This is a genomic window from Streptomyces sp. NBC_00385 (assembly GCF_035917155.1).
GTDB lineage: Bacteria > Actinomycetota > Actinomycetes > Streptomycetales > Streptomycetaceae > Streptomyces > Streptomyces poriferorum.
Genome location: NZ_CP107951.1, coordinates 2,782,833 through 2,796,589, shown reverse-complemented (window position 1 = coordinate 2,796,589; position 13,757 = coordinate 2,782,833). Strand labels below are relative to the sequence as shown.

The following is a 13,757-nucleotide window of genomic DNA, read 5'->3' as shown; positions in this document are numbered from 1 at the left end:
CACGGCGGAGCGCGCACCCCCGGGACGTCAGGCCCTCTCCTGATGTCCCCCTCATTGCCGCCGTCCTGAGAGCAGCGACCAGCCATGCTTCGATTCCTCACTCGCCGGACGCTCGGCGCAGTCCTGACGCTTTTTCTGATCAGTGCCGTCACGTACTTCATGTTCTTCGCCATCCCGCAGGACCCGGCCATGCTGGCCTGTGGCAAGAACTGCACCAAGGACGCGCTGGACGTCATTCACAAGAACCTCGGCCTGGACCAGCCGGTGGCCGTTCAGTACTGGCACTACATGGTCGGCATCTTCGCCGGTCGCGACTTCCCCATGGGTGACTGCGCGGCTCCTTGCTTCGGCATTTCCTTCAACAGTCAGCAGCCCGTGTGGGACACCATTGTCGACCGGTTCCCGCTGACGCTCTCCCTCTCCGCCGGCGGCCTTCTGGTCTTCCTCGTGGTGGGTCTGGGTCTGGGCATGCTCGCTGCCTGGAAGAAGGGCACGAAGGTCGACAAGACGGTCAGCTCGGCTTCGCTGGTCCTGAGCTCTCTGCAGATCTACTTCCTCGGCCCGGTGGTTCTCGGAATCTTCGTGTACAGCACGGGATGGCTGGACAAGCCCAAGTACGTGCCGCTGACGGAGAGTTTCAGCGGCTGGTTCATGGGTTTGCTGATCCCGTGGCTCGTCATGTCGGTCATCTTCACGGCCCAGTACACGCGTATGTCGCGCTCGTCGATGATCGAACAGCTGCAGGAAGAGCACGTCAAGGCGGCCCGAGCGAAGGGCATGACGGGGCGTTTCGTCTTCTTCCGCTACGCCTGGCGCGGTTCGCTCATCCCGATCGTCACCATCATCGGTATGGACATGGGTGCGCTCTTCGGCGGCGCCATGGTCACCGAACTCACCTTCGGTCTGGCCGGAGTCGGCCGTCTCGCCCGGGACTCGGTCGTCGACAAGGACCTCCCGCTGACCATGGGCGTGATGATCATCAGCGCCGCCTTCATCCTGTTGTTCAACGTCATCGTGGACGCCGCGTACGCGTTCATCGATCCGCGCGTGCGTCTGTCCTAGGAGTACGACCGTGACCACACTCACCAAGACCGAGGACTCGCCCGCACCCTCCTCGTCCGGAGCCTTCCTGTCGGTGCGGGACCTGAGGGTCCAGTTCTCCACCGAGGACGGCATCGTCAAAGCCGTGGACGGGCTCTCGTTCGACCTGGAGCGCGGGCAGACGCTCGGTATCGTCGGCGAGTCGGGTTCCGGCAAGTCGGTGACCAACCTGAGCATCCTGGGGCTGCACAACCGGCGCAGCACCCAGGTCTCGGGCGAGATCGTGCTGGACGGCCAGGAGATCACCGGGGCTTCCGACAAGCAGCTCCAGACGCTCCGCGGCAACAAGATGGCGATGATCTTCCAGGACGCGCTGACCGCGCTCTCGCCGTACTACACGGTGGGCCGGCAGATCGCGGAGCCGTACATCAAGCACACGGGTGCCTCCAAGAAGGAGGCGCGTGCGCGGGCGATCGAGATGCTCGGCAAGGTCGGGATCCCCGACCCGAAGAACCGGGTCGACGACTTCCCGCACCAGTTCTCCGGCGGTATGCGTCAGCGCGCCATGATCGCGATGTCGCTGGTCTGCAACCCCGAACTGCTGATCGCCGACGAGCCGACGACGGCCCTGGACGTCACCGTCCAGGCGCAGATCCTCGACCTGCTCAAGGATCTTCAGCAGGAGTTCGGTTCGGCGATCATCCTGATCACCCACGACCTCGGCGTCGTCGCGAACACCGTCGACGACCTGCTGGTGATGTACGCGGGCCGGGCCGTCGAGCGCGGCACCGTGCGTGAGGTGCTCAAGACTCCGGAGCACCCGTACACCTGGGGCCTGCTCGGCTCGATGCCGCGGCTCTCCCAGGACGTGGGCTCGGAACTGACGCCGATTCCGGGGTCGCCGCCCAGCCTGCTGAACCCGCCGTCGGGCTGCGCGTTCAATCCGAGGTGCTCGTTCGTCGACATCGTCGACGGGAGCGGCCGCTGCGTGAACGAGCGACCCCTGCTTCCGGAGGGTCGCGGCTCTGCCTGCCACCTCACCGGCGAGCAGAAGCAGCAGGTTTTCATCGAGACGATTCAGCCCCGGCTGGGCTGATGTACCGGCAACTGGGGCTATGACCATGAGCGAGAACAAGAGCAACACCGCCGGTCCGGACACGGCTCAGGCGCAGCGGGAGCCGGATGTCTCGGAACCGCTCCTGAGCGTGAAGGGCCTGACCAAGCACTTCCCGATCTACGGCGGATTTCCCTTCAAGCGGCAGGTCGGTGCGGTCCAGGCCGTCGACGGCGTGACGCTGGACGTGTACCCGGGCGAGTCCCTCGGTCTGGTGGGTGAATCGGGCTGTGGCAAGTCGACCACGGGCCGGCTCCTCACCCGGCTGATGGAGCCGACCAGCGGCACGATCACCTACAACGGCCAGGACATCTCCCACGCCAACCGTAGGAAGCTGGCACCGATCCGGTCCGAGATCCAGATGATCTTCCAGGACCCGTACGCCTCGCTGAACCCGCGGCAGACGGTCGGAACGATCATCTCGGGGCCGATGGAGGTCAACGGGATCAACCCGCCCGGAGGCCGTGAGGCACGGGTGCGGGAGCTGCTGGAGACGGTCGGGCTCAACCCGGAGCACTACAACCGCTTCCCGCACGAGTTCTCCGGGGGCCAGCGTCAGCGCATCGGTGTTGCCCGCGCGCTCGCGCTCAACCCCAAGATCATCATCGCGGACGAGCCGGTCTCGGCGCTGGACGTGTCGATCCAGGCGCAGGTCATCAACCTGCTCCAGGAGCTTCAGCGTGAGCTGAACATCGCGTTCGTCTTCATCGCGCACGACCTCGCGATCGTCCGTCACTTCTCGCAGCGCATCGCGGTGATGTACCTCGGCAAGGTGGTGGAGGTCGCCGACCGCGACTCCCTGTACAACGCCCCGCGCCACCCGTACACGCACGCGCTGCTCTCGGCGGTGCCGAACGCGGACCTGGACGCGGACAAGACGGAGCGGATCCGGCTCTTCGGTGACGTGCCGTCGCCGATCATGCCGCCGTCCGGCTGCCGCTTCCGGACCCGCTGCTGGAAGGCGCAGGACAAGTGCGCGACGGAGGAGCCTCCGCTGGTGCAGCTCTCGGGTGCCCGTGAGGGCCACCTGACGGCCTGCCACTTCCCGGAGGAGCCGACCACGGAGAAGACCGGCCCGGACGTCGTTCTCGACCCCGCGCTGATCGCTCTGGAGAAGAACGCCGAAACGAAGTAGCAGGACACTCCGGCAGAGCCGGGAGTGCGGGTGCCGGGACGCGGAAGCGTCCCGGCACCCGTTCGCGTTTCCGGGGCCTCGCGGCGGGAAGGCGGGCGGCTCGGTCATCCTGCCGTCACGGAGGCCTCGGGGGCGGTTCCCGGGGCGGCTTCGGAGGCGGCGGGGCGTGGGGGAGGGCCGTCCGGCTTCGCGGAGGCGGACGGGGTGCGGTAGGCGCGAAGGGGGGCGTGGGTCGCGGCCACTGCGGCGATGGCCAGGGTGGCGGAGAGCCCGCCGACGACCAGGGCGAGAGGGGCGGACGTGGCCGATGCCAGCAGGCCGCCGCGGAAGTTGCCGAGCTCGGGGCCCGCGACACCGATGACGTGCTCCACCGAGGAGACCCGCCCCCGGTACGCGTCCGGCGTCTCCAGCTGGACCAGGGCGCTGCGGGTGACGACGGAGACGGTGTCGGCGGCGCCCGCCACGGCCAGGCAGCCGAGCGCCGCCCACAAGGGCCCCGCCAGACCGAAACCGGCCAGCGCCAGGCCCCAGACACCGGCCGCGGCCAGCTGTACCAGTCCGCCGCGGCGCCACCGCGTCACCGTGCCGGAGAGCAGCCCGGCCGTGATGCCCCCGACCGCGACGGCCGAGAGGAACAGGCCCAGGGTCTGCGGGTTTCCCTCGAAGCGGATCTCGTTGACCAGCGGGAAGAGGGCGACGGGCATGGCGAGCAGCGTGGCGGCCAGGTCGGTGGCCAGCGAGCCCCGCAGGTTCGGGCGGCCCAGGACGACCCGCCACCCGCCGCGCTCCGGCCGGCGCCTGCCACCCGCCGCGCCGGCACCGTCGGGCCGCATGGCGGGCAGCCGGATCACCGCGAGCATCGAGACCGCCATGGCCACGGCCTGGGCCGCGTACGCGGCAGGGAAGTCCCAGCGGGCGATGATCAGCCCGGCCATCGCGGGACCGGCCAGCATGGCCGCCTGGAAGGAGATGTTGGTCAGCGCGAGACCGGCCGCCACCTGGTCGCCCGGCAACAGCCGGACCGGGAAGGTGCGCCGGGCAGGCGCTCCGAGAGCGCCGCAGCTCGTCCCCACCGCGACCAGGGCGAGCAGCAGCAGCACGCTGCGGTTGTCCGCCAGGGCCTGGGCGCACAGCCCCGCGGCGGCCAGCAGCTGGCCCGCCGTGGTGGCCCGCACCACGGCGCGGCGGTCGACGGTGTCGGCCAGGGTGCCGCCCACCAGCCCGAACAGGACGATCGGCAGACCGGTGGCGAGACCGATGGCACCGGTGCCCACGGGGCTGCCGGTCAGATCCCAGACCTGGGCCAGCACGGCCACGTTGGCTGCCTGGCCGCCGAGTTGGGAGACGGAGGTGCCGATCCACAGGTCGCGGAACGGCCGGTTGCCGCGCAGCGGGCGGGTGTCGAGGAACCGGACGCGGAAGCGCCCGCTCATCGCGGTGGCTCGGTGAGGTGGTGGAGGATCCGCTCCCGCATCGACCGGCGTTCCAGCGCTCGCCGTACCTCCTCGACCACGCCGGTCATCGCATGCGGCACCTCGTGGTCCAACTCGGCGACCGTGGCATGGGTGGCGCGCCACTCCGCCTCCAGGAACGGCACCAGCGACCGGCCGCGCCCGGTCAGGCCGATGTGCCGGGTGCGGGCGTCGGGCCCCGGCTCGGAGGTGACCAGATCCTCCTTGAGCATGGCGGCGACGGTCTGGCTGATCGCGGAGTGCGAGCGGTTCAGGGACTTCGCGAGCTCACGGATGGTCAGGGGGCCGGTGTGGGCGAGCCGGATGAGCGGATAGGCGAAGCGGGGCCGTACGCCCTTGATGCCGCGCTCGACGTAGACCTGCTCGATCTCGGCGTCCATGGCCGCCAGCAGCTCGTGCAGGGAGTGCCAGGGATCGGGCAGCGCAGTGGGATCCGAAGATGTCATAGCGCTAATATAACAGCGCTTGTATATATGGGGCCGCGACGGGCCGTGACGGCCGGCCGAGCCGGTCTTGAACGCGTGGTGCGTGCCGCCTGACGTCGGGCCGGTGGAACCCACACACCGACCTGCCGCCCGGGTCGTCTGCCTCGACGCCGCCGACCGGGTGCTTCTGCTGCGCCGGCGGGATCCGCATGACGGGTCATGGCTCTGGGAGCCGCCCGGCGGCGGCATCGAGCCCGGCGAGACTCCGCTGGTGGCGGCGCGGCGTGAGCTCGTCGAGGAGACCGGACTCGACCCGGCCGCCGTCCTGGACCGCTGGGTGCCCGTCGACCGTGACGTGTGGTGGAACGCCAAGCGGCACATCGGGACGGAGCACTTCTTCCTCGCCCGGTTCCAAGGCGAGCGGCCGGCGCTCGTGCGGACCGGGCTGCTCCCCGACGAGCAGGTCGGCCTGGACACGCATGCGTGGGTCGCCCGGCCGGATCTGGCCGTGCTGCCTGACCGGGTCGAGCCGCCGCAGCTGCTGACGGTGCTCGGCGCGCTGGTACCGGACGGCCCGTGGTGCGACCGGGGCCGACCGGCGTGAGGGTGCTCGCCTCAGCGGGTGATCGTGGGCGTCGCCCGTTCGAGGATGCGGAGGGCGTCCGCCGCCGCCGGTGACAGCAGGGCCCCGTCCCGCAGGCCGGTCAGCGGGATCCACGCCACCCCGTCCGTGGAGCCGTCGGCCTCGGCCACTTCCGTCGCCCCGCCCTGGAGAGTGACCACGTAGAACAGCGCCGTCAGGCTCCAGCTCACCCCGTTCCGCCGGGCCGCGTACGTCCGCGCGTCGGCCAGCCGGGCATCCGCGAGTTCACGTCCGGTCTCCTCCAGGAGCTCACGGGCCAGCGCCTCGACGGGCTGCTCGCCCGGGTCGATCCCGCCGCCCGGCAGGTGCCACAGCCCCGGCGCGAAGACGGGTGAAGCGTCCGACAGGCGGGCCAGCAGGAGGCGATCGCCCTCCCTTGCGATGGCGTATGCCGAAACACGGGTCCGTACTTGAGCGTCCATGATTCCCGCCCCTCCCTCGTGTGCGTAAAGCCGACAGGTCAAACCCTGACGCCGGAATGCACGCTAGCGGCCCCGCATCCACCCGCATGGCCCCGCTGAGCTCGGATGGCGGGAGTAAATGTGCGAGAAGTCCGCTATGAGGCGATATTTGACCTCACGTAAGACGGAGCACTACGAGGAGGCACTCCATGCGCGGAGCCACACAGGTCAAGTGGGCCGCATGTGCGGTGGCCGTCGCCCTGACGGCGACGGCCTGCGGCGGAGGGGACAGCGGCAGCGGTGGCGGTGGCGCGGACGGGATCGTGAGCTCCTCCTGGGGTGACCCGCAGAACCCGCTGGAGCCCGCCAACACCAACGAGGTGCAGGGCGGCAAGGTCCTCGACATGATCTTCCGGGGGCTCAAGAAGTACGACCCGAAGACCGGCGAGGCGACGAACATGCTCGCCGACAAGATCGAGTCCACGGACAACCAGAACTTCACGATCACGGTGAAGGACGGCTGGACCTTCAGCAACGGCGAGAAGATCACCGCCAAGTCGTTCGTGGACGCGTGGAACTACGGCGCCCTGTTGAAGAACAACCAGAAGAACGCCTACTTCTTCGGTTACATCGACGGATACGACAAGGTCCACCCGGAAACGGGGACGGCGAGCGCCACCACGCTCTCCGGGCTCAAGCAGGTGAACGACATGACCTTCTCGGTCAAGCTGACGCAGAAGTTCTCCCTGTGGCCCGACACCCTCGGCTACCCCGCCTTCGCGCCGCTGCCCAAGGCCTTCTTCACGGACCACGACGCCTGGGTGTCCAAGCCGATCGGCAACGGCCCGTACACGATCGACAAGTACACCAAGGGCTCGTCCATGAACCTGCGCAAGTGGGACGACTACCCGGGTGACGACAAGGCGCAGAACGGCGGGATCGACCTCAAGGTCTACACCGACAACAACACCGCCTACACCGACCTGACGGCCGGCAACCTCGACCTCGTCGACGACGTGCCCGCCTCGCAGCTCAAGAACGTCAAGGCGGACCTCGGCGACCGCTACATCAACACCCCGGCCGGCATCATCCAGACCCTCGCGTTCCCCTTCTACGAGAAGGAGTGGGACACCCCCGACGGGGCCAAGGTCCGCCAGGGCCTCTCCATGGCGATCAACCGCGAGCAGATCACCAACCAGATCTTCCAGAAGACCCGCACCCCCGCATCCGACTGGACCTCGCCGGTCCTCGGGGACGACGGCGGCTTCAAGAAGGGGCTCTGCGGCAAGGAGTGCACGTACAACGCCGCCGACGCCAAGAAGATGATCCAGGACGGCGGCGGGATCCCCGGCGGTCAGCTCAAGATCTCGTACAACGCGGACACCGGCTCCCACAAGGAGTGGGTCGACGCCGTCTGCAACAGCATCAACAAGGTCATGGGCAACAACAAGGCGTGCGTGGGCGCCCCGATCGGCACCTTCGCCGACTTCCGCAGCCAGGTCTCCCAGCAGAAGCTGAGCGGCGCCTGGCGTGCGGGCTGGCAGATGGACTACCCGCTGATCCAGAACTTCCTGCAGCCCGTGTACTACTCCAACGCCTCGTCCAACGACGGCAAGTGGAGCAACGAGCAGTTCGACGACCTCGTCAACAAGGCGAACGCCGAGTCGGACAAGGCCAAGGCCGTCTCCACCTTCCAGGACGCCGAGAAGGTCATGGTCCAGCAGATGCCCGTCATCCCGCTCTGGTACCAGAACGGCAGCGCCGGCTACTCGGAGAACGTCACCAACGTCTCCCTGAACCAGTTCAGCGTCCCGGTGTACGAGCAGATCGAGGTCAAGTGACCCGATAGGCAGCCGGGTGGCCGGTGCGCCCACGCACCGGCCACCCGGCTTCCCCGTCCCGCGACTCCTCAGCCCAGAGACTTCCGACCCCGCGAACCCCCGGAGCCCTTCATGGGACGTTATGTGATCCGGCGGCTGCTGCAGATGATCCCGGTCTTCTTCGGCACCACGCTGTTGATCTTCCTCATGGTGAACGTGATGGGTGACCCCATCGCGGGTCTCTGCGGCGACCGCCAGTGCGACCCGGCGACCGCCGCCCAACTCCGTTCGGAATTCGGCCTCGACAAGCCGGTCTGGCAGCAGTACCTGACCTACATGGGGAACGTCTTCACCGGCGACTTCGGCACCGCGTTCAACGGGCAGAAGGTCACCGAGCTGATGGCCACGGCCTTCCCCATCACCATCCGCCTCACCCTCGTGGCGATCTTTTTCGAGATCGTCATCGGCATCAGCCTCGGCGTCGTCACCGGTCTGCGCCGCGGCCGCCCCATCGACACCACCGTGCTGATCCTGACGCTGGTCGTCATCTCCATCCCGACCTTCGTCACCGGTCTGCTCCTCCAGCTCCTGCTCGGCGTGGAGTGGGGCGTCATCAAACCCTCCGTCTCCAGCGAGGCCCCGCTCAACGAGCTGATCATCCCCGGACTGGTGGTCGCCTCCGTCTCGCTGGCCTACGTCACCCGGCTCACCCGCACCTCGATCGCCGAGAACACCCGCGCCGACTACGTGCGCACCGCGACCGCCAAGGGCCTCCCCAGGCGCCGCGTGGTCGTCCGCCACCTGCTGCGCAACTCACTGATCCCCGTCGTCACCTTCATCGGTACGGACGTGGGCGCCCTGATGGGCGGGGCGATCGTCACGGAGCGGATCTTCAACATCCATGGCGTCGGCTACCAGCTCTACCAGGGCATCCTGCGCCAGAACTCCCAGACCGTCGTCGGGTTCGTCACCGTCCTGGTCCTCGTCTTCCTGGCGGCGAACCTGATCGTCGACCTGCTGTACGCCGTACTCGACCCGAGGATCCGCTATGCCTGAGCAGACACCGGACGAGGCGATCTCGTCGGCCGGAGCCGGCGGAACGATGGACCTCGCACTCGACGAGGGCGACTCCCTCGAGAAGACCCCCGGCGGCCCCCGGGGGACGGGCCCCGACACCAAACCGCAGAGCCTGTGGTCCGACGCCTGGCACGACCTGCGCCGCAACCCCGTCTTCATCATCTCCGCGTTGATTATCCTGTTCCTGGTGATCATCTCCATCTGGCCGCAGCTCATCGCCTCCGGCGACCCGCTCGACTGTGACCTGGACAAGTCCCAGGAGGGCTCCCAGCCCGGCCACCCCTTCGGGTACGACGGCCAGGGCTGCGACGTCTACACCCGTGTCGTGTACGGCGCCCGGAACTCCGTCACCGTCGGCATCTGCTCCACCATCGGCGTCTCCCTGATCGGCAGCATCCTCGGCGGGCTGGCCGGATTCTTCGGCGGCTGGTGGGACTCGATCCTCTCCCGCCTCACCGACGTCTTCTTCGGTATCCCCGTCGTCCTCGGCGGCCTGGTCTTCCTCTCCGTGGTGACCAGCTCCACCGTCTGGCCGGTCATCGGATTCATCGTGCTGCTGGGCTGGCCGCAGATCGCCCGTATCGCCCGCGGCTCCGTCATCACCGCCAAACACAACGACTACGTACAGGCGGCCCGGGCGCTCGGCGCCTCCAACGGGCGGATGATGCTGCGGCACATCGCACCCAACGCCATCGCCCCGGTCATCGTCGTCGCGACCATCGCGCTGGGCACGTACATCTCGCTGGAGGCGACCCTGTCGTTCCTGGGCGTCGGCCTGAAGCCACCGGCCGTTTCCTGGGGCATCGACATCTCCGCCGCCTCCCAGTACATCCGCAACGCCCCGCACATGCTCCTCTGGCCCGCCGGGGCCCTGGCGGTCACCGTGCTCGCGTTCATCATGCTCGGCGACGCGGTGCGCGACGCCCTCGACCCCAAGCTGCGCTGAGGAGTCCGCTGCCATGTTGCTCGAAGTGCGCGATCTGCACGTGGAGTTCCACACCCGGGACGGGGTCGCCAAGGCCGTCAACGGGGTCAATTACTCGGTGGCCGAGGGCGAGACGCTCGCCGTGCTCGGCGAGTCCGGCTCCGGCAAGTCGGTCACCGCACAGGCGATCATGGGCATCCTCGACATGCCGCCCGGGAAGATCAGCGGCGGCGAGATCCTCTTCAAGGACCGCGACCTGCTGAAGCTCAAGAAGGAGGAGCGCCGGAAGATCCGCGGCCAGGAGATGGCCATGATCTTCCAGGACGCGCTCTCCTCCCTCAACCCGGTGCTGACCGTGGGGCAGCAGCTCGGCGAGATGTTCGTCGTACACCGCGGGATGTCCCGCAAGGACGCGAAGGCCAAGGCCGTCGAGCTGATGGACCGGGTCCGCATCCCGGCCGCGAAGGAGCGGGTCGGCAACTACCCGCACCAGTTCTCCGGCGGCATGCGCCAGCGCATCATGATCGCCATGGCGCTGGCCCTGGAACCCTCGCTGATCATCGCGGACGAACCCACCACCGCCCTCGACGTCACGGTCCAGGCCCAGGTGATGGACCTGCTCGCGGAGCTCCAGCGCGAGCTGAACATGGGGCTGATCCTGATCACCCACGACCTGGGCGTCGTCGCCGACGTCGCCGACAAGATCGCCGTGATGTATGCGGGCCGCATCGTGGAGACCTCACCGGTCCACGACATCTACAAGGCGCCCGCGCACCCGTACACCAAGGGCCTGCTCCGTTCGATCCCGCGCCTGGACCAGAAGGGCCAGGAGCTCTACGCCATCAAGGGCCTGCCGCCCAACCTGCTGCACATCCCGCCCGGCTGCGCCTTCAACCCGCGCTGCCCGATGGCCCAGGACGTCTGCCGCAAGGACGTGCCGCCGCTGTTCGACGTGGCCGAGCACCGTCAGAGCGCCTGCTACTTCTGGAAGGAGACGCTCGATGCACGCTGATCACTCGGGGCGCAAGGGAGCGCGCGAAGAGGGCGAGGTGGCACGCGACCTCCTGGCCAAGTCGCGGGAGGGCAGTGCGTACGCGGGTGGCGAGCCGATCCTGGAGGTACGCGACCTCGTCAAGCACTACCCGCTGACCCAGGGCATCCTGATCAAGAAGCAGATCGGTGCCGTCAAGGCGGTCGACGGCGTCTCCTTCGACCTGGCGGCCGGCGAGACCCTCGGCATCGTCGGCGAGTCCGGCTGCGGCAAGTCGACCGTCGCCCGGATGCTGGTGCACCTGGAGCAGCCGACGGCCGGTGCGATCCGGTACAAGGGCGAGGACGTCACCAAGCTGTCCGGCCGCGCGCTGAAGGCCGTGCGCCGCAACATCCAGATGGTGTTCCAGGACCCGTACACCTCGCTGAACCCGCGGATGACGGTCGGCGACATTATCGGGGAGCCGTACGAGATCCACCCCGAGGTCGCGCCCAAGGGCGACCGGCGGCGCAAGGTCCAGGACCTGCTGGACGTCGTCGGCCTCAACCCGGAGTACATCAACCGCTATCCGCACCAGTTCTCCGGCGGCCAGCGCCAGCGCATCGGCATCGCCCGCGGCCTCGCGCTCAACCCCGAGATCATCGTCGCCGACGAACCCGTCTCGGCCCTCGACGTCTCCGTCCAGGCCCAGGTCGTCAACCTGCTGGACCGGCTGCAGGCGGAGTTCAACCTCAGCTACGTGTTCATCGCCCACGACCTCTCCATCGTCCGCCACATCTCCGACCGGGTCGGCGTGATGTACCTCGGCCGGTTCGCGGAGATCGGCACGGACGAGGAGATCTACGACCACCCCACGCATCCGTACACCCAGGCGCTGCTCTCCGCCGTGCCGGTGCCGGACCCGATGGCGCGCGAGTACCGCGAGCGGATCATCCTGCACGGCGACGTACCCTCGCCCGCCAACCCGCCGTCCGGCTGCCGCTTCCGTACCCGCTGCTGGAAGGCGCAGGAGCGGTGTGAGCTGGAGGTCCCGCTGCTGGCGGTCCCGGCGGCCTTCCGGCTGACGGAGAGTCCGGCCAAGCACGATTCGGCCTGTCACTTCGCGGAGGAGAAGCGGGTGGTGCCGCCGGAGGGCACGCTGGAGCAGGTGGGCGAGGGCGAAGGCGAGGGCGGCCAGGACGGCGAAGGTGCCGCGGGGGTCGCGGGGGCCGGACCGGATGTGGAGAAGGTGGACCGGGAGGCCCGGAAGCCCCCGCGGCCGGAGGCCCAGCCGGAGCCGGAGACGCCCGCGCAGGCGGAGCCGGAGCCGGGGCCGGGGCCGGCACCCGAAGCCGAACTCGAAGCCGAAGCCGAAGCCGAAGCCGCGCCCTCGCCGGAGGCGGGGGACGAGGACGACGGTCCGCCGCCGCCCTCCGGCAGCAGCCGGGTCAGCTGAGCCGACGGGCCGTTAACGCGAGGGCAACTCGGGCGTCTCACGTCCGATATACGGACCCGTCAGCATGGACTGCGTACGGCCGTGCGGGTGCCGTGGACCGGCCGGAAGGACTCTCGTCCCTCCGGCCGGTCGCCCGACGGACCGCGCCGGCGGCCCTCTTGTCGGGAGGCCGGGCGCGGTGGAGTATCGCTGGGGTGATACTCACCCGTGGAGCAAGAGTGACCGGCGCCGCTCTCTGCGCGGTGCTCGCCCTGATCGTCGCGAGCTGGCTCGTACGGGACATCAGGGCCGTGGACGCCGGACAGCTGTGGCGCTACTGGGCCGGCTTCGCCGAAGCGCGTCCGCGGGCGATGCCCGCGACCTCGCCCCTGGATGTCGCCCTCCTCGCCGTGTACGTCGCCGCCACCGTCGCCGCGCTGCGCTCCTCGGTCGCCGCCGCCGTGCTGGTCGCCACCGGAGTGATCACCCTCGCCGTACGGCTGCCCGGGCTCTGGGGCATCGGGAGCCACCGGATGGAGTCGGTCTTCTCCGACGATCTGCGCTCACGGGCCCTCATCTGCGCCTTCGTGGCCCTCGCCGCGGGCATCGCGCTGTTCATCACCGCCGGGGCCGGCCGCCGTCCGCCGGCCGACTCCTGCGAACAACTGCCCACCCGGCCCGGGCCGGGTGGGTCCGTCGCCGCGTTCCTGATGCTGGGTGCGGCCGGAGCGGTGCTGATCGCCTGGGAGATCCGCCAGATGGTGCGGTACCCCGAGATCTATCCCGAGTGGTACGTGGGCGGTGACCGGGTCCCGCACGGCGTGATCGACCCGCCCCCCGGCTGGGGCACCGCCGCGCTGGCACTGCTCTGCCTCGTCGCGGCGGTGAGCGCACTCTTCCACGCCGTGCACGCGCGGCCGTTCGGGATGGTGGCCGCCGTGCTGCTGCTGCCCGGCGGGGTGCTGGGGGTGGTCCGGATCGTGCACTACGACCTGCTCGACCACTTCGGTTCGCTGCCGACGGAGACCCAGCTCACGCTCCTGAGCTGGATCTTCGAGCTGCTCGCCGCGCTGGTGGTGCTGATCGCGCTGGCGCCCAGGGGCTTCGCCGACGTGCCCGGACCGTACGGGCCGGGGCAGGGACCCGGGTACGGGCCCCCGGAATTCGGTCCTCCCGGCTACAGCCCCGCCCCGTACCCGGGGCAGCAGCCGCCGGCCCCGGGTTACGGATACCCGCAGGGCGGCGGCTTCGGACCGCCCCCGCCGCCCTCGCAGCCGCCGCCGGGCTGGTAGGCCCCCC

Annotated in this window: 13 protein-coding genes; 10 read left to right on the top strand and 3 right to left on the bottom strand. The window is 69.2% G+C overall.

All coding sequences use genetic code 11. The features are described from left to right. Nucleotides 1-84 precede the first annotated feature (84 nt). Genes OG959_RS12115 through OG959_RS12105 form a run of 3 tightly spaced genes read left to right on the top strand, consistent with a single transcriptional unit; the run spans nucleotide 85 to nucleotide 3,290 of the window. Nucleotides 85-1,062, top strand: coding sequence for an ABC transporter permease (locus tag OG959_RS12115; protein ID WP_326658157.1), 978 nt, complete (start codon nucleotides 85-87; stop codon nucleotides 1,060-1,062). A gap of 10 nt (nucleotides 1,063-1,072) precedes the next feature. After that, on the top strand, nucleotides 1,073-2,137 hold the full coding sequence (locus tag OG959_RS12110) for an ABC transporter ATP-binding protein (protein WP_219570781.1): 1,065 nt from the start codon (nucleotides 1,073-1,075) through the stop codon (nucleotides 2,135-2,137). A 25-nt stretch (nucleotides 2,138-2,162) separates the two neighbouring features. Beyond that, nucleotides 2,163-3,290, top strand: a complete 1,128-nt coding sequence (locus tag OG959_RS12105; RefSeq protein ID WP_326658156.1) for an ABC transporter ATP-binding protein — start codon at nucleotides 2,163-2,165, stop codon at nucleotides 3,288-3,290. A 104-nt stretch (nucleotides 3,291-3,394) separates the two neighbouring features. On the opposite strand, the gene OG959_RS12100 is transcribed toward OG959_RS12105, so the two are convergent. Continuing rightward, nucleotides 3,395-4,723 carry an MFS transporter gene (locus tag OG959_RS12100; RefSeq protein WP_326658155.1) on the bottom strand — a complete coding sequence of 443 codons (1,329 nt, stop codon included), beginning with the start codon at nucleotides 4,721-4,723 and terminating at the stop codon, nucleotides 3,395-3,397. Continuing rightward, nucleotides 4,720-5,208, bottom strand: coding sequence for a MarR family winged helix-turn-helix transcriptional regulator (locus OG959_RS12095; protein WP_326658154.1), 489 nt, complete (start codon nucleotides 5,206-5,208; stop codon nucleotides 4,720-4,722). The genes OG959_RS12100 and OG959_RS12095 overlap by 4 nt, the downstream gene beginning before the upstream one ends. Nucleotides 5,209-5,311: 103 nt before the next feature. On the opposite strand from OG959_RS12095, the gene OG959_RS12090 reads away from it, so the two are divergent. Next, a complete protein-coding gene (locus OG959_RS12090) occupies nucleotides 5,312-5,791 on the top strand; it encodes an NUDIX hydrolase (RefSeq protein WP_326658153.1) in 480 nt (159 codons plus the stop codon). Nucleotides 5,792-5,802: 11 nt separating this feature from the next. On the opposite strand, the gene OG959_RS12085 is transcribed toward OG959_RS12090, so the two are convergent. After that, nucleotides 5,803-6,252 (bottom strand): NUDIX hydrolase, encoded by a 450-nt coding sequence (locus OG959_RS12085; RefSeq protein ID WP_326658151.1) that lies wholly within the window; start codon nucleotides 6,250-6,252, stop codon nucleotides 5,803-5,805. A gap of 188 nt (nucleotides 6,253-6,440) precedes the next feature. Between OG959_RS12085 and OG959_RS12080 the strand changes: the two genes are divergently transcribed. From OG959_RS12080 to OG959_RS12055, 6 genes are all read left to right on the top strand, one after another. Continuing rightward, nucleotides 6,441-8,072, top strand: a complete 1,632-nt coding sequence (locus OG959_RS12080; protein WP_326658149.1) for a peptide ABC transporter substrate-binding protein — start codon at nucleotides 6,441-6,443, stop codon at nucleotides 8,070-8,072. 111 nt (nucleotides 8,073-8,183) lie between these two features. Next, entirely contained in the window at nucleotides 8,184-9,107 is a 924-nt protein-coding gene (locus OG959_RS12075; protein ID WP_326658147.1) for an ABC transporter permease, read from the top strand. Beyond that, nucleotides 9,100-10,074, top strand: coding sequence for an ABC transporter permease (locus tag OG959_RS12070; RefSeq protein WP_219570769.1), 975 nt, complete (start codon nucleotides 9,100-9,102; stop codon nucleotides 10,072-10,074). The genes OG959_RS12075 and OG959_RS12070 overlap by 8 nt, the downstream gene beginning before the upstream one ends. A gap of 13 nt (nucleotides 10,075-10,087) precedes the next feature. Beyond that, nucleotides 10,088-11,065 (top strand): ABC transporter ATP-binding protein, encoded by a 978-nt coding sequence (locus OG959_RS12065; RefSeq protein ID WP_219570767.1) that lies wholly within the window; start codon nucleotides 10,088-10,090, stop codon nucleotides 11,063-11,065. Continuing rightward, nucleotides 11,055-12,479, top strand: a complete 1,425-nt coding sequence (locus tag OG959_RS12060) for an ABC transporter ATP-binding protein (RefSeq protein ID WP_326658146.1) — start codon at nucleotides 11,055-11,057, stop codon at nucleotides 12,477-12,479. Before OG959_RS12065 ends, OG959_RS12060 begins: the two co-directional genes overlap by 11 nt. A gap of 218 nt (nucleotides 12,480-12,697) precedes the next feature. Continuing rightward, entirely contained in the window at nucleotides 12,698-13,750 is a 1,053-nt protein-coding gene (locus OG959_RS12055) for a hypothetical protein (RefSeq protein ID WP_326658145.1), read from the top strand. Nucleotides 13,751-13,757 lie beyond the last annotated feature (7 nt).